Annotated in this window: 24 protein-coding genes; 11 read left to right on the plus strand and 13 right to left on the minus strand. The window is 67.9% G+C overall.

The genetic code is table 11. The features are described from left to right. Positions 1–27: 27 nt before the first annotated feature. On the minus strand, positions 28–591 hold the full coding sequence (locus MC375_RS17445; RefSeq protein WP_242104704.1) for a nitroreductase: 564 nt from the start codon (positions 589–591) through the stop codon (positions 28–30). An 85-nt stretch (positions 592–676) separates the two neighbouring features. Between MC375_RS17445 and MC375_RS17450 the strand changes: the two genes are divergently transcribed. Both MC375_RS17450 and MC375_RS17455 read left to right on the plus strand, forming a co-directional pair. Next, positions 677–2,965, plus strand: a complete 2,289-nt coding sequence (locus tag MC375_RS17450) for a DUF1631 family protein (RefSeq protein ID WP_242104705.1) — start codon at positions 677–679, stop codon at positions 2,963–2,965. 81 nt (positions 2,966–3,046) lie between these two features. Next, positions 3,047–4,165, plus strand: a complete 1,119-nt coding sequence (locus MC375_RS17455) for a Re/Si-specific NAD(P)(+) transhydrogenase subunit alpha (RefSeq protein WP_242104706.1) — start codon at positions 3,047–3,049, stop codon at positions 4,163–4,165. An 84-nt stretch (positions 4,166–4,249) separates the two neighbouring features. On the opposite strand, the gene MC375_RS17460 is transcribed toward MC375_RS17455, so the two are convergent. From MC375_RS17460 to MC375_RS17470, 3 genes are read right to left on the minus strand one after another with little or no spacing between them, the layout of a single operon-like run. Continuing rightward, entirely contained in the window at positions 4,250–4,747 is a 498-nt protein-coding gene (locus MC375_RS17460; RefSeq protein WP_242104707.1) for a DUF3106 domain-containing protein, read from the minus strand. A gap of 5 nt (positions 4,748–4,752) precedes the next feature. Beyond that, positions 4,753–5,142 (minus strand): hypothetical protein, encoded by a 390-nt coding sequence (locus MC375_RS17465; protein ID WP_242104708.1) that lies wholly within the window; start codon positions 5,140–5,142, stop codon positions 4,753–4,755. Then, positions 5,139–5,693: an RNA polymerase sigma factor gene (locus MC375_RS17470; RefSeq protein ID WP_242104709.1), complete on the minus strand. Its 555-nt coding sequence runs from the start codon at positions 5,691–5,693 to the stop codon at positions 5,139–5,141. Before MC375_RS17470 ends, MC375_RS17465 begins: the two co-directional genes overlap by 4 nt. A 174-nt stretch (positions 5,694–5,867) precedes the next feature. On the opposite strand from MC375_RS17470, the gene MC375_RS17475 reads away from it, so the two are divergent. Both MC375_RS17475 and MC375_RS17480 read left to right on the plus strand, forming a co-directional pair. Then, positions 5,868–6,182, plus strand: a complete 315-nt coding sequence (locus MC375_RS17475; RefSeq protein WP_242104710.1) for an NAD(P) transhydrogenase subunit alpha — start codon at positions 5,868–5,870, stop codon at positions 6,180–6,182. Further along, entirely contained in the window at positions 6,179–7,570 is a 1,392-nt protein-coding gene (locus MC375_RS17480) for an NAD(P)(+) transhydrogenase (Re/Si-specific) subunit beta (RefSeq protein ID WP_242104711.1), read from the plus strand. The genes MC375_RS17475 and MC375_RS17480 overlap by 4 nt, the downstream gene beginning before the upstream one ends. Before the next feature lie 71 nt (positions 7,571–7,641). On the opposite strand, the gene MC375_RS17485 is transcribed toward MC375_RS17480, so the two are convergent. Both MC375_RS17485 and MC375_RS17490 read right to left on the minus strand, forming a co-directional pair. Further along, positions 7,642–8,142 carry a cytochrome P460 family protein gene (locus MC375_RS17485; protein ID WP_242104712.1) on the minus strand — a complete coding sequence of 167 codons (501 nt, stop codon included), beginning with the start codon at positions 8,140–8,142 and terminating at the stop codon, positions 7,642–7,644. Position 8,143: 1 nt separating this feature from the next. Continuing rightward, entirely contained in the window at positions 8,144–8,608 is a 465-nt protein-coding gene (locus tag MC375_RS17490; protein WP_242104713.1) for a DUF1440 domain-containing protein, read from the minus strand. Positions 8,609–8,912: 304 nt separating this feature from the next. Here MC375_RS17490 and MC375_RS17495 point away from each other — a divergent pair, with 304 nt between their 5' ends. Next, on the plus strand, positions 8,913–10,343 hold the full coding sequence (locus MC375_RS17495) for a PLP-dependent aminotransferase family protein (RefSeq protein WP_242104714.1): 1,431 nt from the start codon (positions 8,913–8,915) through the stop codon (positions 10,341–10,343). A 10-nt stretch (positions 10,344–10,353) separates the two neighbouring features. Here the strand turns inward: MC375_RS17495 and MC375_RS17500 are convergent, their stop codons facing one another. After that, a complete protein-coding gene (locus tag MC375_RS17500) occupies positions 10,354–10,782 on the minus strand; it encodes a hypothetical protein (protein WP_242104715.1) in 429 nt (142 codons plus the stop codon). Positions 10,783–10,914: 132 nt separating this feature from the next. On the opposite strand from MC375_RS17500, the gene sufT reads away from it, so the two are divergent. The 3 genes from sufT to MC375_RS17515 all read left to right on the plus strand — a co-directional run bounded on the left by sufT (position 10,915) and on the right by MC375_RS17515 (position 15,576). After that, positions 10,915–11,472, plus strand: coding sequence for a putative Fe-S cluster assembly protein SufT (sufT, locus tag MC375_RS17505; RefSeq protein WP_242104716.1), 558 nt, complete (start codon positions 10,915–10,917; stop codon positions 11,470–11,472). Between the two features lie 262 nt (positions 11,473–11,734). Continuing rightward, positions 11,735–14,047, plus strand: coding sequence for a S8 family serine peptidase (locus tag MC375_RS17510; protein ID WP_242104717.1), 2,313 nt, complete (start codon positions 11,735–11,737; stop codon positions 14,045–14,047). A gap of 161 nt (positions 14,048–14,208) precedes the next feature. Then, entirely contained in the window at positions 14,209–15,576 is a 1,368-nt protein-coding gene (locus MC375_RS17515; RefSeq protein ID WP_242104718.1) for a M20/M25/M40 family metallo-hydrolase, read from the plus strand. 14 nt (positions 15,577–15,590) lie between these two features. Here MC375_RS17515 and MC375_RS17520 read toward each other — a convergent pair whose 3' ends face one another. From MC375_RS17520 to wrbA, 3 genes are all read right to left on the minus strand, one after another. Then, entirely contained in the window at positions 15,591–16,079 is a 489-nt protein-coding gene (locus MC375_RS17520) for an asparaginase domain-containing protein (protein ID WP_242104719.1), read from the minus strand. 61 nt (positions 16,080–16,140) lie between these two features. Continuing rightward, the gene (locus MC375_RS17525; RefSeq protein WP_242104720.1) at positions 16,141–16,473 is read right to left on the minus strand and encodes a DUF2069 domain-containing protein; all 333 of its coding nucleotides are present in this window, start codon (positions 16,471–16,473) and stop codon (positions 16,141–16,143) included. Further along, positions 16,470–17,063: an NAD(P)H:quinone oxidoreductase gene (wrbA, locus tag MC375_RS17530; RefSeq protein ID WP_242104721.1), complete on the minus strand. Its 594-nt coding sequence runs from the start codon at positions 17,061–17,063 to the stop codon at positions 16,470–16,472. The genes MC375_RS17525 and wrbA overlap by 4 nt, the downstream gene beginning before the upstream one ends. Positions 17,064–17,171: 108 nt before the next feature. Between wrbA and MC375_RS17535 the strand changes: the two genes are divergently transcribed. The 3 genes from MC375_RS17535 to MC375_RS17545 are packed head-to-tail and all read left to right on the plus strand — an operon-like array spanning position 17,172 to position 19,287. Then, complete coding sequence (locus tag MC375_RS17535; protein WP_242104722.1) at positions 17,172–18,449, plus strand: YihY family inner membrane protein; 1,278 nt, start codon at positions 17,172–17,174, stop codon at positions 18,447–18,449. Continuing rightward, a complete protein-coding gene (locus MC375_RS17540; protein WP_343223586.1) occupies positions 18,446–19,024 on the plus strand; it encodes a TlpA disulfide reductase family protein in 579 nt (192 codons plus the stop codon). Before MC375_RS17535 ends, MC375_RS17540 begins: the two co-directional genes overlap by 4 nt. Next, positions 19,021–19,287, plus strand: a complete 267-nt coding sequence (locus MC375_RS17545) for an acylphosphatase (RefSeq protein WP_242104723.1) — start codon at positions 19,021–19,023, stop codon at positions 19,285–19,287. Before MC375_RS17540 ends, MC375_RS17545 begins: the two co-directional genes overlap by 4 nt. A 31-nt stretch (positions 19,288–19,318) precedes the next feature. Here MC375_RS17545 and ppk2 read toward each other — a convergent pair whose 3' ends face one another. The 3 genes from ppk2 to moaB form a co-directional block, all read right to left on the minus strand. After that, on the minus strand, positions 19,319–20,095 hold the full coding sequence (gene ppk2, locus MC375_RS17550; protein ID WP_242104724.1) for a polyphosphate kinase 2: 777 nt from the start codon (positions 20,093–20,095) through the stop codon (positions 19,319–19,321). Between the two features lie 77 nt (positions 20,096–20,172). Next, a complete protein-coding gene (locus tag MC375_RS17555) occupies positions 20,173–20,499 on the minus strand; it encodes a helix-turn-helix domain-containing protein (protein ID WP_242104725.1) in 327 nt (108 codons plus the stop codon). Then, positions 20,499–21,020, minus strand: coding sequence for a molybdenum cofactor biosynthesis protein B (gene moaB, locus MC375_RS17560; RefSeq protein WP_242104726.1), 522 nt, complete (start codon positions 21,018–21,020; stop codon positions 20,499–20,501). The genes MC375_RS17555 and moaB overlap by 1 nt, the downstream gene beginning before the upstream one ends. Between the last annotated feature and the right edge of the window lie 37 nt (positions 21,021–21,057).

Below are 21,057 nucleotides of genomic sequence, written 5' to 3' on the forward strand. Positions count from 1 at the left end.
CCACCCGGCGAAACGACCCGGCGGCGCCTATTGCACCACGTCGCTGAGCAGTTCGCGGGGGTCGGGACGTTCGCGTTCGGGCGCTTCGAGCCTGGCCGTGCCGATGTGGATGAACCCGGCGATGCGCTCGTGCTCGCCCAGCCCCAGCCGTTGCAGGAACTCGGCGTCGTAGGCGGGCCACCCGGTCAGCCACTGGGCGCCGAAACCGTGCGCCTGCGCGGCCTGCAGCAGCCCGAAGCAGACGCAGGCTGCGCTCGAGAATCGTTCCGACTCGGGGATCTTCTCGTCCGGCCCCAGCCTGGCCACCACCGCGATCACCAGCGGGGCGTGGTTGAACCGGTTGCGATCCTTTTCGATCGCGCCGGACCCGGCCTGGGGATCGCGCTGCAGGCTGCGGGCGGCGAGAAATTCGCCCAGCGTGGCGCGGGCGGGGCCTGCGATGCGGATGAACCGGAACGGGACCCGCTTGCCATGATCGGGGACCCGCACGGCGGATCCGAGTATCTCCAGCAGGGTATCCGGGTCCGGCCCGGGCTCGCCGAGCTGCCGGGCTGGGACCGAACGCCGGTCGAGGAGTTCCAACGATGCCATCGGGTGTCCTTTGCGATGCCGGTCACAGACGGGGCCTGATTCTTCTGTGATCGTAGTGACGGGGATACTCACATTGTTGCGCACCATGACCGTATCGGACGACATTGGTCAGCCGGGCTCCGGCCAGCCGAAGACCGCCGCCGCGCGCGATCCGCGCGCGCTGTTCGACGAGCTCAGGCGCGATTCGGCTGACCAGCTTGCGAATATGTTCGACGGCTTCTTCGAGGCGGTCGAGGAGCAGGCCAGGCTGGCCTGGCTGGGCAACACCGCTTCGCGCTCGCGGCAGCTGGACTGCGAGGCCGCGGGCGCCGTGCGCGAGCGCGCGGACCGTTTCCTGACCAACTACCGGGAACGCATCGAACGCAATTTCGACCGCTGGCAGCGGATGGAGATCGCGGTCGTCGATACCCGCGCCCTGAGCCTGATGTCGGAAAACCAGCTGCAGATGCAGCTGATGGCGCAGTCCATGAGCGCCGAACTGATGCGACAGGTGGCCGGCGCGTTCGAGGCGTTGGATGGGCGGATGACCAATCTGGCGCTTTCGCTGGGCGCGACCCAGCGCATGCCGGGTCCGTTGCGGCCCGCGGCCATCATCGATGCCTTCATCGCCAGCTTCCGCAGCGACGATCTCAGCTACGACCTGCGGTCGATGGTGTTCCGGCATTACGAAAAGCGTCTGATGCCGACTTTGTCCTTCCTGTACGCCCGGCTCAACAGCCGCCTGGCGGAGGCGGGCCTGTCCTCGCAGGTCCATGACCCGCGACACGCCGTTCCGTTCGGCGCGACGCCCGAAGCGCCTCCCGCCACCGGCGCCTGGGTGCCGGATGGTGGCGTGGTCGAGTTCGCCCGACCGCGACCGATCGCCGCGCCACAGGCGCCTGCACCGGCCAACGAATCGCCGCCCGCCGGGCGCCCGGCGCCGCAGCCAGCGGAAGGCATGCCGATGCGTTATCGCGATATCGTGCGCGATCGCCTGCGCGAATGGCGCAACAACGTGGGTATCGCGACCGCCGAGCCGCGGGGTGCAGGCTCGGTGCTGGGCACCGCCGAAGTGCGCAGCGTCGCCAACCTGCTGCAGGGCGACGACCCGGGCGCCTTCGCGCGCGTGCTGGACGGCGCCGACACTCGGGGCATGCCGGTGGCGATCCGCGAATCGCTGGCGCAAGGCGCCCGCCAGCTTGGCCTTGCCTCCGGCCCGCTGCATTTCGCGCCGGACGAGGAAGACGCGATCGACCTGGTCGGCATGCTGTTCCAGTCGATCGGAGACAGCAGCCTGCTCGCGGAGGGAGCGGCCAGCCTCTACGGCCGGCTGGTGATGCCGTATCTGCGCCTGGCGCTGACCGACGACAGTCTGTTCAACCGGCGCACGCATCCCGCGCGCCGGTTGCTGGACGCGCTCACCGAGGCCTGCGAAGCCGATCCGGACGACACCGGGTACGAGCGCGAGAACATCGCCTTCGCGTCGCAGGTGGTCGAGCGCCTGGTGACCGGCTACCGCGAAGAGCTGGAGATCTTCGTGCTGGCCGCGGACGAGCTGCAGCAGTTCCAGGAGCAGCGGCGTCGGCGCGCGGAGTTGGCCGAACGCCGTGCCGCCGAAGCGTTGCACGGGCGCGAACGCCTGCTGCAGGCGCGCGCCGCGAGCGCCGAGCACGTGGCGGCGATGCTTGCGCGCCCGTTGAGCGCGGCGTTCGCCGGTTTCTTCGACAGTCAGTGGCGGCATGCGCTCGAGCAGGCCTTCCTGCGTGATGGCGTGACGTCGTCGCGCTGGACCGAACTGCGCAGCTTCGGCGAAAACCTGGCGGTGCTCGACCGGGACGCGGCGCAGGCCCTGCACGGCGAACTGGCTGCGCGCTGGCTGGCAATTGAGCCGGAGGTGTCGGCATGTTGCCGGGTGGCCGGCCTCGACCAGGGCGGCACCGATCAGGTGCTGGCGCGCATGATCTTCGCACTCGCCCATCCCGACACGCCGCGCGCCGCGTCCGAGCCAGGTACGTCCGACAGCGTGGAGGAAGGGGCGGCCGGTCAACTGGCTTCGCTGCAGATCATCGGAGGCACGGCCACCGTACCGCACGACCCTGCCACGGCCGCACGCATGCGGCGCCTGCGCGTGGATCAGGCGATGGGCCTGGTGGACGAGCAGGGACGCGAGTCCTACGCCAGGGTGGCCTGGATCAGCCCGCTGACAGGGCGGCTGCTGGTGGTCAACCGCCGCGGCCAGCGCAAGCTGGTGGTGTCTCCCGAGCAGCTCGCCTCCCTGGTCGATGCCGGGCGCGTGGTACTGCGCACGACCGAGGCGCCGTGCGATCTGGCGATGAAGCGGCTCTGGCAGCAACTCAACCAGGCGCAGGCTGCGCCGATGGCCGCCATCGCCTGATCCGCATCGACAAATCCGCGCAGACAACGCGGACGCCGCCGATTCGCTAGGATGGCGCGATCCGATTCGTAGGAGCGCTGGATGGCGGTCACCATTGGCATCGCGCGCGAGGACGCGCCAGGCGAGCGGCGCGTGGCCGCAACCCCGGAGACCTGCAAGAAGCTGGCCGCGGCCGGCGTGCAGGTCCTGATCGAGCGCGATGCTGGCGTGGCCGCGGGCTTCCCGGACCAGGGCTATACCGACGCGGGCGCGCAGCTGGTCGCAGACGCGCACGCCGCACTCTCCGGCGCCGACCTGGTGCTGTGCGTGCAGCCGCCGTCGACCGAACGCATCGCGATGATGAAGCCGGGCGCCGCCCTGGTCGGCAGCCTGCAACCGCAAGCCGACGAAGCGCGTGCCGAAGCCCTGCGTTCGCGCCAGATCGTGGCGTTCCCGCTGGAACGCCTGCCGCGTACGACCCGCGCGCAGGCGATGGACATCCTCAGTTCGCAGGCGGGCATGGCTGGCTACAAGGCGGTGCTGATCGCGGCCCAGCTGACACCGCGGTTCTTTCCGATGCTCACCACCGCCGCCGGCACCATTCGCCCATCCAAAGTCCTGATCGTGGGCGCCGGCGTGGCCGGGCTGCAGGCGATCGCCACTGCCAGGCGTCTCGGCGCGCAGGTGGAAGGCTTCGATGTGCGCCCGGAAACGCGCGAGCAGATCGAATCGCTGGGCGGCAAGTTCCTGGACCTGGGCGTGAGCGCCTCGGGCGAAGGCGGCTACGCGCGCCCCCTCACCGACGAGGAACGCGCCGAACAGCAGCGCCGGCTGGCAGAGCACCTGAAGAACGTCGATGTGATCGTCTGTACCGCCGCGGTACCCGGTCGTCCGGCGCCGAAGATCATCAGCGCGGCCATGGTCGCGGGGATGAAGCCGGGCAGCGTGATCGTGGACCTGGCGGCCGAAACCGGCGGCAACTGCGAACTGACCCAGCCCGGCCAGACCATCGAACACGAAGGCGTCACCATTGCCGGTCCACTGAACCTGGCCTCGCAGGGGGCGCTGCATGCCAGCGAGATGTATGCGCGCAACCTTTACAACTTCACCAGCCTGTTGCTGAAGGACGGCGCCATCGCCTACGACTGGGACGACGAGCTGCTGGCCAGGACAGTCTGGCCGGAACGTGATGCACCGGTTGCGGTGGCGGGCCAGGCGTAAAGCGTTCGGTCAGTGCGCTCGGCGTCCGGTCAGATCCGGCCTGGCGCCGGGAGCAATGAACCCTGAATGCCCCGCCCGGCCCGACTATCGGTCCGGCCGCCGCCAGCGTTCCGGCACGTGTTCCCGCATCCATGCCTTGCGCTGATCGGGCGTCATCGACTGCCATTGCTGCTTGAGCGTCTCGCGCTGCTCCGGCGTCATTTTGCGCATCGCGTGGTAGAGGGCGAAGGTTTCGTGGCGCTGTTGCCGGGGCATCGAGCGGGTGCGCTCGAACAGCACCTGCATCTCGGCGCGCTTGGCCGGGCCCATGCGTTCCCAGCGATCCATCCCACGGTGCGCGCGACCGCGCTGTTCGGGGGGCATGGCGTGCCAGCGCCGGGCGCGCTCGGCCATGCGCGCGCGTTCGTCCGGATGGCTGTTCCAGCGCTCGCGCAGCGGCGCGATCAGCTCGTCGCGCTGGGCGGGGGTGAGCTGTTCCCATGCGGGCAGCGATTCGGCCGTGGTTTGCTTGGCTGCCTGCGCGTGGGCACCGGAAGGAAGCAGGGCGGCTGCACACAGCAGCGCGGCGAATGCGGACTTCATCGTCGTTACTCCATCGCCAGCAGGTCGGCATCGTCCGATGCCAGCCATGCATAGAAATCGGGGTCCTGTTCCAGCACGGTGGCGCCATCGTCCACACTCGCCGCGGCAAGCGTGTTCGTCGCCGGGCTTGCGTCGTCGAACGGCTTCCAGAGCGAAATGCCCAGCGCCAGCGCGAACATTGCCGCGGCGACGCCGGCCAGTGCAGTGCCCATGCGCCAGCCGCCAGCACGGCCCGTCCTGCTGGATTTCGCGCCCGTCGCCGGGCGCAGCTTCCAGTGCACCCGCGGCGACACATGGGCCAGGGCGTCCTGATGCAGTGCGCGCATGGCGGCATCGAAGCGGTCTTCAGGCGACAGGCCGTCCTTGCCGTCGCCGATGTTGGATGCAGTGTTCATTGCCAGTCTTCCAGTTTCTTCTGCAAGGTCGCGCGGGCGCGCGACAGATGGGTCTTCACCGAACCTTCGCTGCATCCCATGATGCGCGCGGTCGAGGCCACGTCCAGCTCCTCCAGCACCCGCAGGCTGAATGCCTCGCGCTGGCGCGCCGGCAGTTCGCGCAGCGCCGCGACCAGGGTGGTGTAGCCCTCGCGGTTCGCATGGGCTTGCGGCGGATCGGGCGAGGCGTCGGCCCAGTCGATCGCGCTGTCCTCGTCGCGATCGGACTGCGGCAGCAGCCAGCGCAGCCGGAACCCGCGCCGCCGCTGCAGGTCGATGATGCGGCTGCGCAGGATGCTCCAGAACAGCGGCGGCCATTCCTGGGGCGGGCGCTCGCGGTAGGCCAGCATCTTCAGCATCGCGTCCTGGACCGCGTCGAGCGCGTCGTCGCGCTGGCGCAGGCCGGCTTCGGCGAAGCGGAACGCGCGCCCCCCGATGCCGGCGAGGAAGGCATCCAGAGTGGCTAACGGCTCGCCGCCAGCGGCGCGCGCGTGATCCTGGCCCTCATCCATGCCCGTGAGCATAGAGCGGACCGGTTCGTCCAGTCGTGCACCGCCGCCGTCCATCCATCCTGCTTCGCTTGAGCCGCAACGGGAGTGGGAACGCAGCCGGTGCGCGGTGGTTGACGCCGCTCGCGCCCGGTTCACGCCCGGTTATGATGCGGACGGTTCGAAGGAGGGGTGGGCATGGGCGACGGCTTCGTGGCGCTGTACATCTTCATGCTGGCGGCCATCGCCGGCCACGTGATCATTTCCCGGGTGCCGGTGATCCTGCACACCCCGCTGATGTCGGGCTCCAACTTCATCCATGGCATCGTGCTGATCGGCGCCATGCTGGTGCTGGGGCATGCCGACACCACGCTCGAGAAGGCGATCGGATTCGTGGCGGTGCTGCTGGGCGCGGGCAATGCCGCCGGTGGCTACGTGGTGACCGAGCGGATGCTGGAGATGTTCAAGTCGTCCAAGGCGCCAGCTTCCAAGCCGGCGGAGCCGAAGGCATGAGCTGGCTTCCGTTGCTGATCAAGGCGAGCTACCTGGTCGCCGCAACCCTGTTCCTGCTCGGCCTGCAGCGCATGGCTTCGCCACGGACCGCCCGCAGCGGCATCCAGTGGGCGGGGGCGGGCATGCTGATCGCGACCTTCGCCACCTTCTTCCTGCCAGGCCTGCACAACATCGGCCTGATCGTGGCAGCGACCGCGATCGGCACCGCGGTGGCCTGGGTCTGGGGCAAGAAGGTCGCGATCACCGACATGCCGCAGATGGTGGCGCTGTTCAACGGCATGGGCGGCGGATCCGCGGCGGCGATCGGCGCGGTGGAGCTGTTCAAGTATTCCGCCGCGGGTGGCGCACCCAGTCTGGTCACGCTGGCGCTGGCGGTGATCGGCGCGCTGATCGGTGCGGTGTCGCTCACCGGCTCGATCATCGCCTGGGCCAAGCTCGACGGGCGCATGGACAAGCGCTACACCTTCCCGGGCCAGCAGTGGTTCAACGCCATGGTGGCCATCGTGGCGGTGGTGCTGGGCGCACTGGCGATCCACAGCCTGGGCGTGCCGGTGATCATCGCGTTCTTCGCCGCGGCGCTGCTGCTGGGCGTGCTGATGACCCTGCCGATCGGCGGCGCCGACATGCCGGTGGTGATTTCGCTGTACAACGCCTTGACCGGCCTGGCGGTGGCGTTCGAGGGCTATGTGCTCGGCAACGAGGCGCTGATCATCGCCGGCATGATGGTCGGCGCCGCCGGCATCCTGCTGACCCGGCTGATGGCCAAGGCCATGAACCGCTCGATCAAATCGGTGCTGTTCTCCAACTTCGGTGGCGGCGGGCAGAGCGCGGCGGAGATCTCGGGGTCGCAAAAGCCGATCGAAGCGGCCGACGTCGCCGCGATGATGGCGTTCGCCGAGCGCGTGGTGATCGTGCCCGGCTACGGCATGGCCGTGGCCCAGGCCCAGCACAAGATCTGGGAGCTGACTCAGCGCCTGATCGAGCGCGGAGTGAAGGTGAAGTTCGCGATCCACCCCGTGGCCGGACGCATGCCCGGGCACATGAACGTGCTGCTAGCCGAGGCAGGTGTCCCGTACGATCTGATCGCGGACATGGACGACATCAATCCGGAGTTCCCCAATACCGACGTCTCTTTGGTCATCGGCGCGAACGATGTCGTCAATCCCGTCGCCAAAACCGATCCGGCGTCGCCGATCTACGGCATGCCGATCCTGGACGTGGTGAACTCCAAGAACACCATCGTCATCAAGCGCGGCAAGGGCACCGGCTTCGCCGGGATCGAGAACGCCCTGTTCTATGCCGACAACACCCGGATGCTGTACGGCGACGGTGCGGAGATGGCCAGCGCGCTGGTGAGCGAGCTCAAGGCGCTCGACAGCGGGCACTGAGCCATCGCCACGCGGGACTGCCTGCGACGATCATTAAGGTGTGGTGAGTGCTGCGTTGCGGGAAGTGCGGATCATTCCCGGTACTCGCTGAATACATCGCCATGTGCCCTGCGTGCTGCATGGCAGGCGGCACAGCCCGCCCGTGCCTTGGGCGTCAGGGTTGGCGTTTGCGGGGCGCTGGCCAAAAATTCCTCGTATCCCCAGCCGCGGGTTTCGGCGAAGCGGGCGCTGTCCTTGACCATGACATCCAGATGCCGGCGCTCGCCCTGGTCGATGCTGCCATCGGGCAGCGGAACCAGGGTATGCAGGTCATACACCAGGATCGCCCCGTCGGGAAAATTGCCGGTGCGGTAGCCGGTCATGGCCTTGGGGTTGGCATAGATGTGATGCAAGCCGCCATAACGCGCGAAGGCCGGATGCGCGGGATCATCGATCAGTCCGCTTTTCACATGCGTCCAGTCGCGATAGCCGCTCGGAAACGGAATGCGGCCCGCTTCGGCGAGAACCAGCGCGTTACCGGACACGGCCGCTATGCAGCAACCGATCGCGATCGTGACGAGGATTCCGCGCAAGTCAGGATTGCCTTCCGGATGCGCGTACCGCGACCAGCGCAGACAGCATGCCGAAGACCAGATGCGCCAGGATGCTGCTGACCACCCACGGCACGTTGTCGAACCTGGGCATGCCTGCCGCGGACAGGGGCAACACGATGAAGTTCATGATCAGGTAGAGCAGCAATCCGTATCCCGCGCCGAACAGGACCGGCCGCTTCAGCAGCGCAGGCAGGCGCTGCGCCGCGAGCCAGTACGCGGCGACGAAGGCGATCGCGATGACGTAATGCGAAAGCGCCCCGACCCACGCGCTGGTTGCGCCCATCGAGTGGCTGGCCTTGCCGTACCACCCGGCGGCGATCGACTGCAGGATGCCGATGAAGGTCGCGCCCCTGGTCACCCAGAAGCCCCACGCGAACAGCAGGTCGAGTGTGCCAATGACCAATCCCCCCAGTGCGATCCAGGCCCAGGCCGGTCTGCGGTTCATGCGCGACATCCTCGCCCGTCCGGGCACGCATAGGAGAGAGAAGAGAAAGGCCTGCGACGCCTTCGGTGCGGGAGGGGGAGATCGCCGCAGCCGGGGAGCTGCTGGCGTCGGCAGGCAAAAGCGCTGATGGAGGCGCGCGCATCGTGCAGTGGACACGCATGCGCGGTCGGCTGTGATCCGCCCATGTGCGGGGAGTTCCGATTCCGTTTCAGGCGCATGGGCGATCCGGGATTGACGTGGACAGCCTAGGACGCGAAATTGGCTGTGCATAGCTCCGGTTTGATCCGCTTCGAAGGTGCCAATCATGTTCCTCAGGCTGGACGACCAAGGGCCTCTGCATGGGCAGCTGACCCGGGCGCTGAAGGCTGCGATCCTGGAAGGACGCCTGCGCACCGGTGAGCGACTTCCGTCCAGCCGCAGCCTGGCGGCCGAACTGCGGTTGTCGCGCAATACCGTCCTGGCCAGCTACGAGGAGCTGGAGGCCGAGGGCTTCCTGCTAGGAAAGACGGGATCGGGCAGCTACGTCGCCGCGGTCGAACCGCGGATCCCGCCGGCCCCGCTCGAAGCAGCGCCCGCCCGCCTTTCGGCGTTCGCGTTGCGCAGCCTGGAGGCGCACAGGGGGCGCATGCCGGGGGGCGAGCATCGCGGCCTGCGCTACAACCTGCAGTACGGCCTGCCGCTGGTGAATCCGGCGCTGACCAGTGCCTGGCGGCGCGAACTGGCGCGCGCCGCCGCCTACGCACCGATGGACTATCCCAACGCGCAGGGGCTGCCGGCGCTGCGCGAGGCGGTCTGCGGCTATCTCATGCGCCGCCGCGGTCTGCAGGCCTCGCCGGACGACGTGCTGATCGTGTCCGGCACCCAGGAAGCCTTCGCCCTGAGCGCACAGGTCCTGCTCGATCCAGGCGAGCATGTCGCGATCGAGGATCCGCACTACCGGGCTGCCTCGCGCATCTTCCAGGCGCATGGCCTGCACGTCGACGGCGTTCCCGTGGACGAGGAAGGCCTGGTCTGCGACGCGCTGCCGCAGCAGCCGGTGGCGCGCATGGTCTGCGTGACGCCATCGCACCAGTTCCCGCTGGGAGTGGTGATGTCGCTGCCGCGGCGGCTCGCGCTGCTGCGTCATGCGCAGGTGCATGACGCCTGGATCCTGGAGGATGATTACGACGGCGAATTCCGCTATGGCGGCGCACCACTGGCCGCGCTGCGCTCGCTCGACGCGCACGACCGCACGCTCTATGTCGGCACGTTCTCCAAGACATTGTTTCCCTCGCTGCGCCTGGGCTACATGGTCCTGCCGCGGGCGCTGGTGCGCGCGTTCCGGACCGCGAAATGGCTGGCGGATGCCGGCTGTGCGGCGATCGAACAACTGGCGCTGGCGCACTTCATCGACAGCGGTGGTTTCGAGCGCCACCTGCGCCGGGCCGCGAAAACCCTGCGCGCGCGGCGCACGGCCCTGGTGCAGGGCCTGCGCGAACATGGCGGCGAACACGTGGAAGTGCTCGACTCGCATGCCGGCATGCATCTGGTTGCGTGGTTGCGCGGCTTCGACGCCACGGCCTGCGAGGCGCTGGTCGAGCGCGCGCGCGCCGTCGGCCTGGGCCTGTATCCGATCGCGCCGTACTACCTGCGCGCGCCCGAGCGGCAGGCATTGCTGCTGGGCTATGGCGGACTTGGTGTGGGCGAGATCCGCGAAGCCACCCGATTGCTTGGCAGCTGTCTGGCAACGCGCTGAAGCGCGCGGTTCAGCGGCCCGTCCAGACGGCCACCGCCAGCGCCAATCCATACCAGGCGAGCTCAGTGCCCTGATTGGCCAGCGAGAACAGGGTCCAGGCATGCGACCAGCCCAGGCGCGGAATCGCATCCCAGGGCAGCAGGCCGACCATTTGCCCGATCTGCGCACCGGCGATCCACCAATTGGCCAGCCCGATCGCCAGGGCCGTGCCGGCCCCCGCCAGGAGCGCGCGCGTCGCACCGCGCGGCATGCGCCCCAGCCGCAGCAGCCAGGCGGCGTCCACGGCGGCGATCAACGCCATCCAGCCGCATTGCCGGTCCAGCGACAGCGCCAGCAGCGCCCAGGCGGCCGCCGCGCCGCCACTGCCGAGCAACAGTAGGCCTAGCGCGAAGGTGCGCGACAGGGAGTTGGACGGAGCTGGCATCGTGGTGGCGGACATCGCAGGCCGCACAGGATACCGGTGCGTTCGCCAACGCGTCGCGCCCCGGTCTTTGCCCCGTCGCGGCGGGCGGGGTGCGCAGCCTACAATGCGCGGCCTTGCGCGCCGCGCCGACGGCTCCATCTTTCCTGCATGTACTCCCGCACCAGCGAACCCGTCCGCTTCGACCGCGACTGCAGCGCCGTGATGGTGCCGCAGGGGGAAGTCGTGACCCTGCCCGCCGGCAGCATCGGTTACATCACCCAGGCTCTGGGCGGCAGCTATACGGTCTTCGTCGAAGGCAATCTGTTCCGCATCGCAGGTCGCGATGCGGACGCCATCGGCAAGGAGCCGCCGGCGGCAATCGAGTTGCCACAAGGTGCCAGTGACGAGGACGTGGAAACCCTGGTGTGGAAGCAGCTGCGCACCTGCTTCGATCCGGAAATCCCGATCAATGTGGTCGATCTCGGGCTGGTGTACGAAGCCGACGTCACCCCGCATCCGGAGCATTCCGGCCAGCGTCGGGTGGACGTGCGCATGACCCTGACCGCGCCGGGCTGCGGCATGGGAGACATCCTGGTCGACGATGTCCGCAGCAAGCTGGAAATGATCCCGACCGTGGCCGAAGCGGATGTCGAGCTGGTGTTCGATCCGCCCTGGAACCGCTCGATGATGTCCGAGGCCGCGCGCCTGGAAACAGGAATGCTGTAACCGAGGAAGCGACACTCGGTTTCACTTGAAAACGGTTTCGGTTCCGTTTTGTGACGCGGCTCACCAATCAGCCCGCTGTTTTGCGGCCCGGCAGCTTGCGTTCAGCTTCCATTGTCCTTTAGCGTCAGGTTGTGGACGTAGAGCGTCACCTGCGTCCGCGCTTCCCTGACCCGGACCAGGGCGGACGCCATCGGCGACTCCGACCTGTGGACGGGTTGTTGCCGCGACTCGCGGCTTACTCAATGTTCGGGGGTTATCAAGGATGTCCAAGGAACAGTCCCGCGGTCTTCGCGTGCACGCGCTCGCCGCAGCAACCGCAATCGTCATCGCCACGTCGTTCGCCTCGGCCCATGGGGGAGAGCGCATCAATCTGGGCGGCCTGGCCAACGCCACGCAGTTCGACCGGTTCATCGTCAAGTATCGCGAAGGCACCGCCGAGCGCGCCAATCCGGGCGCGGCGGCCGCGAGCCTCAAGAGCGCGGGCCGTGCCGTCGCGGCGACACAAGGCAGGGCGCTGGGCGTGGGCTATCTGCGGCGCATGGCCGTGGGCGCGGATGTGGTCAGGGCCGACCGCAAGCTCGACCGGGTCGAGGCCGAAGCGCTGATGCGCCAGATCGCCGCCAACCCCAATGTCGAATACGTCGAGATCGACAAGCTCAACAAGCCGGTGTTCACCCCCAACGACACCCGCTTCGGTGAGCAGTTCGGCTTCGGCACCGGTGCCGGCGGCACCTACGCCACCCAGGCCTGGGACGTGACCAGCGGGGCAGGTTCGGTCGTTGCGGTGCTCGATACCGGCATCACCAACCACAGCGACCTCAACGCGAACATCCTGCCCGGCTACGACTTCATCATCGATACCGCGGTGGCCGCCGATGGCAATGGACGCGATTCGGATCCAAGCGACCCGGGCGATGCCTACGGCGGTTATCCGTCCAGCTGGCACGGCACCCACGTGGCAGGCACGGTCGCGGCCGTGACCAACAACAGCAAGGGCGTGGCCGGCATGGCCTTCAGCGCCAAGGTCGTGCCGGTGCGCGTGCTGGGCAAGGGCGGCGGCTACGACTCCGACATCGCCGATGCCGTCATCTGGGCCTCGGGCGGCAGCGTCAGCGGGGTTCCCGCCAATGCCAATCCCGCCGAGGCGATCAACCTCAGCCTGGGCGGCCAGGGCACCTGCGGCAGCGCCATGCAGTCGGCGATCAACGGTGCGGTCGGCCGCGGCACCACCCTGGCCATCGCCGCGGGCAACAGCAATGCCAACACCAGCGGTTTCTCACCGGCCAACTGCAACAACGTGATCGCGGTCGGTTCGGTGACCAGCACCGGCGCGCGCTCGAGCTTCTCCAACTACGGCGCAATCGTCGACGTCGCCGCGCCGGGTTCGAGCATCCTGTCGACGCTCAACAGCGGGACCGCGGGACCTGGCGCCGAGAGCTACGCCTCTTACAGCGGCACCTCGATGGCGACGCCGCACGTGGCCGGTGTGATCGCGCTCATCCAGTCGGTCTCGGCGACCCCGAAGACGCCGGCCGAGGTCGAGACGATCATCAAGAACACCGCGCGTGCGTTCCCGTCGACGCCGTCGCAGCCGATCGGCACCGGCATCCTCCAGGCCAAGGCCGCGGTCGACGCGGCGGGCGGTGGCGGCGGCAACGTCGCACCGGTGGCGAACTTCACCTCATCGGTCAGCGGCCTGACCGTGTCGTTCACCGACACCTCCAGCGACAGCGACGGCTCGATCGCCTCGCGCAGCTGGAACTTCGGCGATGGCACCAGCTCGACCGCCACCAACCCGAGCAAGACCTACGCCGCGGCGGGCACCTATACCGTCACCCTGACTGTGACCGACGATGACGGCGCCACCAACACCAAGTCCTCGCAGGTCACGGTCGGCAGCGGCGGCGGCAGCGTGCTGCAGAACGGCGTGCCGGTGACCGGCATCTCCGGTGCGACTGGAAGCCAGCAGTTCTGGACAATCAACGTGCCGGCCGGGTCCAGCAACCTGGTGATCAAGACCAGCGGCGGCACGGGCGATGCGGACCTGTACGTGCGGTTCGGATCGGCACCGACCACCACCACGTACAACTGCCGCCCGTACCTGTCGGGGAATGCCGAAACCTGCACTTTCTCGGCGCCGCAGACGGGCACCTATCACGTCATGGTCCGCGGTTACTCGGCGTTCTCTGGCGTGACCCTGGTGGGCAGCTATTCGGCTGGCGGCGGTGGCGGGTCCCAGACCTACACCAACGGGACCGATTTCACGATCGCCGACAACAGCACGGTGGAAAGTCCGATCGCGGTATCCGGTCGCAGCGGCAACGGATCGAGCACCACGCCCGTGGCCGTCAATATCGTGCACACCTACATCGGCGACCTGAAGGTCGACCTGGTGGCTCCGGATGGTTCGGTCTATGTGCTGCACAACCGCACCGGCACCAGCACCGACAACATCAACACGACCTACACGGTGAACCTGTCGGGCGAGGCATTGAACGGCACCTGGAAGTTGCGGGTGAACGACAATGCCAACCAGGACACCGGCAGGATCGACAGCTGGAGCATCACCTTCTGAGCCACTGCAAGGCGTGTGCGTCACCGACCCCGGCCAAGTGCCGGGGTCTTTGTTTGCGGGAGACGGTACACGCCGGGCACCGTCGCGACCCGGTGCCGCGATGGTGCTAGCGTGTGCGTCCGGCCGGCCTGTGGGGGTATGCCATGCGATGGAAGGACGCAATGTTCGCCACGCTCGCCCTGTTTGCGGCGGCATGCACCCCGGCCTCGCAGGATTCGGCGGATGTGCTCAGCACAGCCCTCCCGGAGGACGCCGATCTGACCGTCGGGGCGCCGGCCCCGGCCGCGAAATCGACCGGTCTCGTGCCTGGGCTCGCTGCGCATGAAACCACCGGCAAGGTGTATCTGGTCAGTTCGCGCGCGACTGCCAATGGACTTCGCGGCCAGGTCCGGGCCTTGGCTGCACGCCGCGACGCGACTGGCGCCGAGCTGGTCGTCTCCGAGGCCGATGCGCGCCAGCTGCATGCGGTGACCAAATTCGTACATCGTCAGGAGCGGCGGTGCGGTGGTTACTTTGCTTTCGACACGCGCGCCAAGGCGGAAGCGTTCATGCGCACCGAGCGCTCCGCGCAGGCGATCGCTGCGACCATGGCAACGTACACGCTCGACAACCAGCGCACGGTGGAGCGCTGGCTGCCCCAGGTCCAGGAAGCGCGGATCAAGGACACTATCCGCAGCCTGTCGGGCTTCCAGAACCGGTACTACGCCAGCGTCACCGGCCGTTCGTCGGCGCTCTGGATCCACGACCATTGGCGCGCCATCGCTGCCGGGCGTGGCGACGTGAGCATCGAGCTATTCACGGCGTGCGCGAGCTGCTCCACGCAGCCCTCGGTCATCCTCACAATCCAGGGCACCAGCCTGCGCGACGAAGTGGTGGTGCTGGGCGCGCACCTGGACTCGATCAATGCCAGCGCGGGCGGCAGTCTTTCCCAGCTCGCGCCGGGTGCCGACGACGATGCATCCGGCATCGCGGTCCTGACCGAGACCCTGCGCGTCGCCCTGGCGAGCGGATGGCGGCCACGGCGCACCGTCAAGTTCATGGGCTACGCCGCAGAGGAAGTGGGCCTGCGCGGCTCCAATGCCATCGCCCAGGCCTACCGCGCGAGCGGCGCGAACGTGGTCGCTGTGCTGCAGGTGGACATGACCAACTACAAGTCCGGGCCGGTGCGGGACATGCGGCTGATGACGGATTATTCCAACACCGCGCTGAAGAGCTTCTTCCTCCAGCTGTTCGACGCCTATCTGGCCCCGCGTGGGTATACGCACGGCACGATCACGTGCGGGTATGCCTGTTCGGATCATGCCTCGTGGACCAATGCCGGCTATCCGGCGGCGATGATGTTCGAGGCCGGGGATCTCAACGGCTGGTATCCGTACATCCACACCACGTCCGACACGCTCGCCAGCATGGGCGACTCGGCGCAGCACAGCGTCAAGTTCGCGCAGTTCTCATTGGCATTCCTGGGCGAGACGGCCAAGTCCAGGGTGACGCGGACGGGCGGGCCGCAGCCGCCGCAGCGCGTGCGTTGAGCGGACGCGGCGAGTCAGCCGGCCGCTTCGAACCGGTTCGCGGTTACGTTCTTGCGCACCTTGAGCGGGTCCCAGATGCGTCCGTTCATGGCGATGTACACGCCCGCCGGAAGCGATTGCACGGCGCCCACCGCGGTGCCGATGTTGAACTCCGCATCCGAACCGCGGAAACCCGCCGGATTGAGCGCGCCGGTGATGACGATGGTCTTGCCGGACACGCCTGCCAGCACCTTTGCGGTTTCGACCATGGTGTCGGTGCCGTGCGTGACCAGCACATGGCGGGCCGGTTGCGCGGCGATGGCGTCGCGCAGCAGCTCGCGATCGGCCTGGGTGATGTGCAACGAGTCCTTGCGGATGATCGGGATCACGCTGAAGCGGAAGGCGACGCCGAGTTCCTCCAGGATGCGGCCGATCTGCGGCTCGCCCACCTGGTAGTCCGACTTGTCGTCGAAATACACCTTGTCGATGGTGCCGCCAGTAGTGACGACGAGGAGTTCTTCCATCTCGATCCGGCCCGTTGCGGGAAGTCGCGATTATAGGACGGCGCTGCGGACAGTCCGTGCCTCAGCGGCCGGCAAGCTTGCCGAAGCGCGCGCGCAGGGCGGCGAAATTGGCCGCGCCGATCGCCAGCAGCGATAGCGCGATCTCGGCCCAGGCGAAGCCGCGTTCTTCCGGCCGGCTCCAGCCCACCATCACGCCGTGCGAGAACCACGCCAGCGCCAGCACTCCGGCCCAGAACGCGGCCGCGCGCGGGCTGATCGCACCGAGCCCCACCAGCAGGAGCGCAGGCCCGGCAAAGACCGCGAAAGCGATCCAGTCGCCTGACCGGGCGAACCATGCCGCATACAGCGCCGCAAGGGCGAGCAGCGTGCATTGCAGCAGGACACGCGTTTTCATGCCGACAGTTTGAGCGCGATCGTCGCCAGCCGGCGGCCGAGCGCGCGCGCCAGCTGCGCTTCGTCGGCGCTCGGCTCCGGATCGTCCTGCATGCCGGAGACATGGCTGGCGCCGTAAGGCGTGCCGCCACTCCTCGTCGAACTCAACAGCGGCTCGGTATAAGGAATGCCGACCAGCACGCAGCCGTGGTGCAGCAGCGGCACCATCATCGACAGCAGTGTGGATTCCTGACCACCGTGCAGGGTGGCGGTGGAGGTGAACACCGCCGCAGCCTTGTCCACCAGGGTGCCGCTGGCCCATTCGCTGCCCAGCCCGTCGATGAAGTGTTTCAGCGGTGCGGCCATGTTGCCGAAACGGGTCGGGCTGCCGATCGCCAGCGCCGCGCATTCGACCAGGTCGCTGGCCTGCACGTAGGGCGCGCCCGTCTCCGGCACCGGTGGCGCGGCCGGCTGCGTCACCGCGGTGACCGGCGGCACCGTGCGCAGCCGGGCGACGGCGCCTTCGACCTCGCCCACGCCACGCGCCACCTGGCGTGCAAGCGCGGCCACGGAGCCGCCGCGGCTGTAATACAGGATCAGGATCTCGGGCATATGTTCCTCCGTCCACTCAAGCTTAGCGTGTCGGGTTGGACGAGGAGCGCGCGCCGCGCGCGCATGTGTGCACGCGATACGGAACCGGCCTTGCTATACCCTTGACCCATGGAGCCGCTGGAATCCTGGAACCGCTGGAGCGACCGCATGCGCGACCGCGCGCGCGCCAGCACCTTTTTCCGTTTCCTGTGGCGGCGCTTCCTGGACGATCGTCTGTTCGAGGCGGCCGGTGCCTTGTCGTTCACCACCCTGTTCGCACTGGTGCCCTTGTCGATGGTGGTGTTCGGCGCGCTCTCGGCGTTCCCGGTGTTCGACAAGTGGAGCGGCCAGCTGAGCGAATACGTCTTCTCCAACTTCGTGCCGAACTCGGCCAGCGCCGTGCAAGGCTACCTGCGCGACCTCTCCAGCAATACGGGCAAACTCACGGCGGCGGGCGCGATCGCCCTCGTCGTATCGGTGCTGATCACGCTCACCAGCGTCGAGACCACGTTCAATCGCATCTGGCGGGTGCCCACGGCGCGGCCCAAATTCGGACGTTTCCTGGTCTATTGGACCGTGCTGACCCTGGGTGCGCTGGTCGCGGCCAGCAGTCTGGCGCTGTCGACCCAGTTCTTCGCCCTGGCGATCTTCGAGACCGCGCCCGGCCGGCTGCTCGAAGGGCTGATGCTGCGCCTGGCGCCAATGGCGATCGAGCTGCTGTGCTTCGCATTGATCTTCAAGGTGGTGCCGCACCGCACGGTGAAGTGGCGGCATGCGATCGCCGGCGGCGTGCTGTCGGTGGTGCTGTTCGAGCTGGTGAAGCAGGGCATGGGCTTCTATTTCGGACGCTTCGGCAACTACCAGGCCATCTACGGGCCGCTCGCGGTCGTGCCGATCATGATGCTGTGGATCTACATGGGCTGGGTGTCGGTATTGCTGGGCGCTTCGTTCGCATCCTCGATGTCCGCGTTCCGCTACCAGCCGGCGGCGATGCGCCTGCCATTGGGTTACGAAATGTACGGACTGCTGCGCATGCTCGGTCGCTTCGCGCAGGCGCGGCAGCAGGGCAGGGGACTGCACAGCGACGAGATCCAGCTGCACGAACCCATGCTCACCGACGCGCTGGTCCAGCAAATCCTCGGGCAGCTCGACGAGATCAACCTGGTCAGCCGCGCCGAAACCGGCGAATGGCTGCTGGCACGCGATCTGCACGATGTCACCCTGGCCGAGCTGTACGAAGCCTGCCGGCTGCGCATCCCCATCAGCGAAGCCCACCTGCCGTGTCGCGACGATTCGCTCGGCATCGCAGCGGCCGATGCGCTCGACCACCTGCGTGTTCCGCTGCGCGACCTGCTCAAGCGGCGCGTGTCCACTTTGTTCGAATCCAATCCGCGGGAACACACATGAAGCGCATCGCCATCCTCGCCTGCCTGGGCCTGCTCCTTGCCGCCTGCAAACCCGCCGCGGACCCGGCATCGCAGACGCCCGCAACGGCTGCGGAGCCGGGCTCGCCTGAAGCTTCGCAACCGAAATCCGGACAGGGTCCGACTGTGCCCGGGTCGAAAGTGCCAGCGCTGAGCATCGCCACGCTGGACGGCTCGACCTTCGACCTGGCCAGCCGCCGCGGCAAATGGGTAGTGGTGAACTTCTGGGCGACGTGGTGCTCGCCTTGCCTGAAGGAAATGCCCGAGCTGTCGGCGCTCGATGCCATGCGCGAACACATCGAGGTGATCGGCCTTGCCTACGAGGACATCGAGCCGGCCGATCTGCGGGAATTCCTCAAGCAGCATCCGGTGGTCTATCCGATCGCGATCGTCGACGTCTACGAACCACCCAGGGATTTCGCCACGCCGCGCGGCCTGCCCATGACCTATCTGATCGGGCCCGACGGCACCATCGCCAAACAGTTCCTCGGCCCGGTCACGGCCAAGGATGTGGAAGCGGCCATCGCCGCGGCGGGCGGGCCGAAAACGGCCGCATGAGCGCCGCGCGGTTCCTGGTCGGCGGCAGGGTGCAGGGCGTGTTTTTCCGCGCCAGCACGCGCGAGCAGGCGCTGCGCCTTGGCTTGCGCGGTCATGCCAGGAATCTCGACGACGGCGATGTCGAAGTGATCGCCGCCGGCGACGCCCAGGCGCTCGACCGGCTTGAAGCCTGGCTCCGGACCGGGCCACCGAAGGCGCACGTGACCCGGGTCGAACGCGACGTGTTCGACGGCGATGTCTCGCACGGATTCGAGGTGCGCTGAGCGGAGGGCGAGCGGAGCCTGCTTCAAGCCCTTACGCTTTGAAGACCGGGATCGGTTCGATCACGCCGTAGCGTTCCCTCGCCGGTTTTCCGGCGAGCGGGGCGAACTCCAGATCAGGTTCGGACACCCTGGTATCCGGCAGCCGGTCGAGCAGGTCGCGGATCAGGGTCAGGCGTCCGCGTTTCTGGTCGTCGAAGTTCACCAGCGTCCACGGCGCGTGCGCGGTATGGGTGGCCTTGAGCATGGCTTCGCGCGCCCGGGTGTAGTCGCGGTACTTCTTGCGCGCTTCCAGGTCGACCGGCGAAAGCTTCCAGCGCTTGAGCGGGTCTTCGAGACGCTCGGCGAACCGCTCCTCCTGGCGCGCCTGATCGCAGCACAGCCAGTACTTGAACAGCAGCACGCCGTCGTCAACCAGCATCTTCTCGAACAGGGGCGCGTCCTGCAGGAACGCCTTGACCTGCGCGGGGGTGGCGAAGCCCATGACCTGCTCCACGCCGGCGCGGTTGTACCAGCTGCGGTCGAACAGGGCGATCTCGCCTGCCGCGGGCAGGTGCGCGGCATAGCGCTGGAAGTACCATTGCGATGCTTCCCTCTCGCTTGGTTTGGCCAGGGCGACGACCTTGCATTGGCGCGGATTGAGGTGCCGGCGGATCGCATCGATCGTGCCGCCCTTGCCGGCGGTGTCGCGGCCTTCGAACAGCACCACCAGGCGCCTTCCGCTGCGCTGCAGCCAGCGCGCCATCGCAACCAGCTCCTCCTGCATGGGCTCGAGCAGGGCCTCGTAATCCTTGCGCTTGAGTGCTTTCATCGGCGTGGCGCGGATCTCAATGGGTCATCGGGCGTCGGGGAGAGGCGTGCCGCCTTCGCAGCGATTCCCGCGAAGGTTCAGGACCTGGCCTTCGCCATGCTGCGCGCCACTTCCAGCAGCGCCCCTTGCTGTTTTGTATGCAACGCGCGGTAGGCGGCAAGCAATTCGTGCTCGCCCTTGGTCCGCGCCGGGTCCAGGGTGCTTGCCAGTTCCGAAAGCAGTGCTCCGGCGGGCACGCCGAACGTGCGCGCCAGCGCATCGAGTTGGTCCCTGCCCGGCAGCTTTTCGCCGCGCATCCACGCGCTCACCGTGGCCACGCCGGCACGCGGGATCGCGGTGGCGATATCGGTCACCGAAAGGCCGCGGGCCTTCGCCAGCAATCGCAGGGTCTGGTCGATGGGCATCAGGATTCCCTCAGTCGCGGCTTGAGCGTGGCCAGGTTGCAGGGCGTCGTGCGCGCATCGAGCTGCGCGCGGATGATCTGCTCCCACGCTGTGCGGCACGCCGAGGTCGAGCCGGGTAGCGCGAACACGAAGGTGGCGTTGGCCAGCCCGGCGAAGGCACGCGACTGCAGGGACGAGGTACCGATCTCGTCGAAGGAGATGGCGCGGAACAGCTCGCCGAAGCCCGGCATCTGTTTGTCCAGCAGCGGCAGCAGGGCTTCTGGCGTGGAATCGCGGCCGGTGAAACCAGTGCCACCGGTCACCAGGACGCCATCGATCGCCTCGTCGGCGATCCATCCGGCCACGACCGCCCGCAGGCGGTACTTGTCGTCGGGCAGCAGGGCGCGCTGTGCAAGACGATGTCCGTCGGCCTGCAGAGCCTCGACCAGATAGTCGCCGGAGCTATCGGTGGACGCATCGCGTGTGTCGGAGACCGTCAGCACGCACAGGGACAGCGGAATGAAATCGCGGGAGGCGCTCATGGGTGCAGTGTAGGGTGGGTTTTGACCAGCCGCACGC

Origin of the sequence: Lysobacter sp. M2-1, assembly GCF_022662495.1 — a bacterium.
Classification (GTDB): domain Bacteria; phylum Pseudomonadota; class Gammaproteobacteria; order Xanthomonadales; family Xanthomonadaceae; genus JAKPBU01.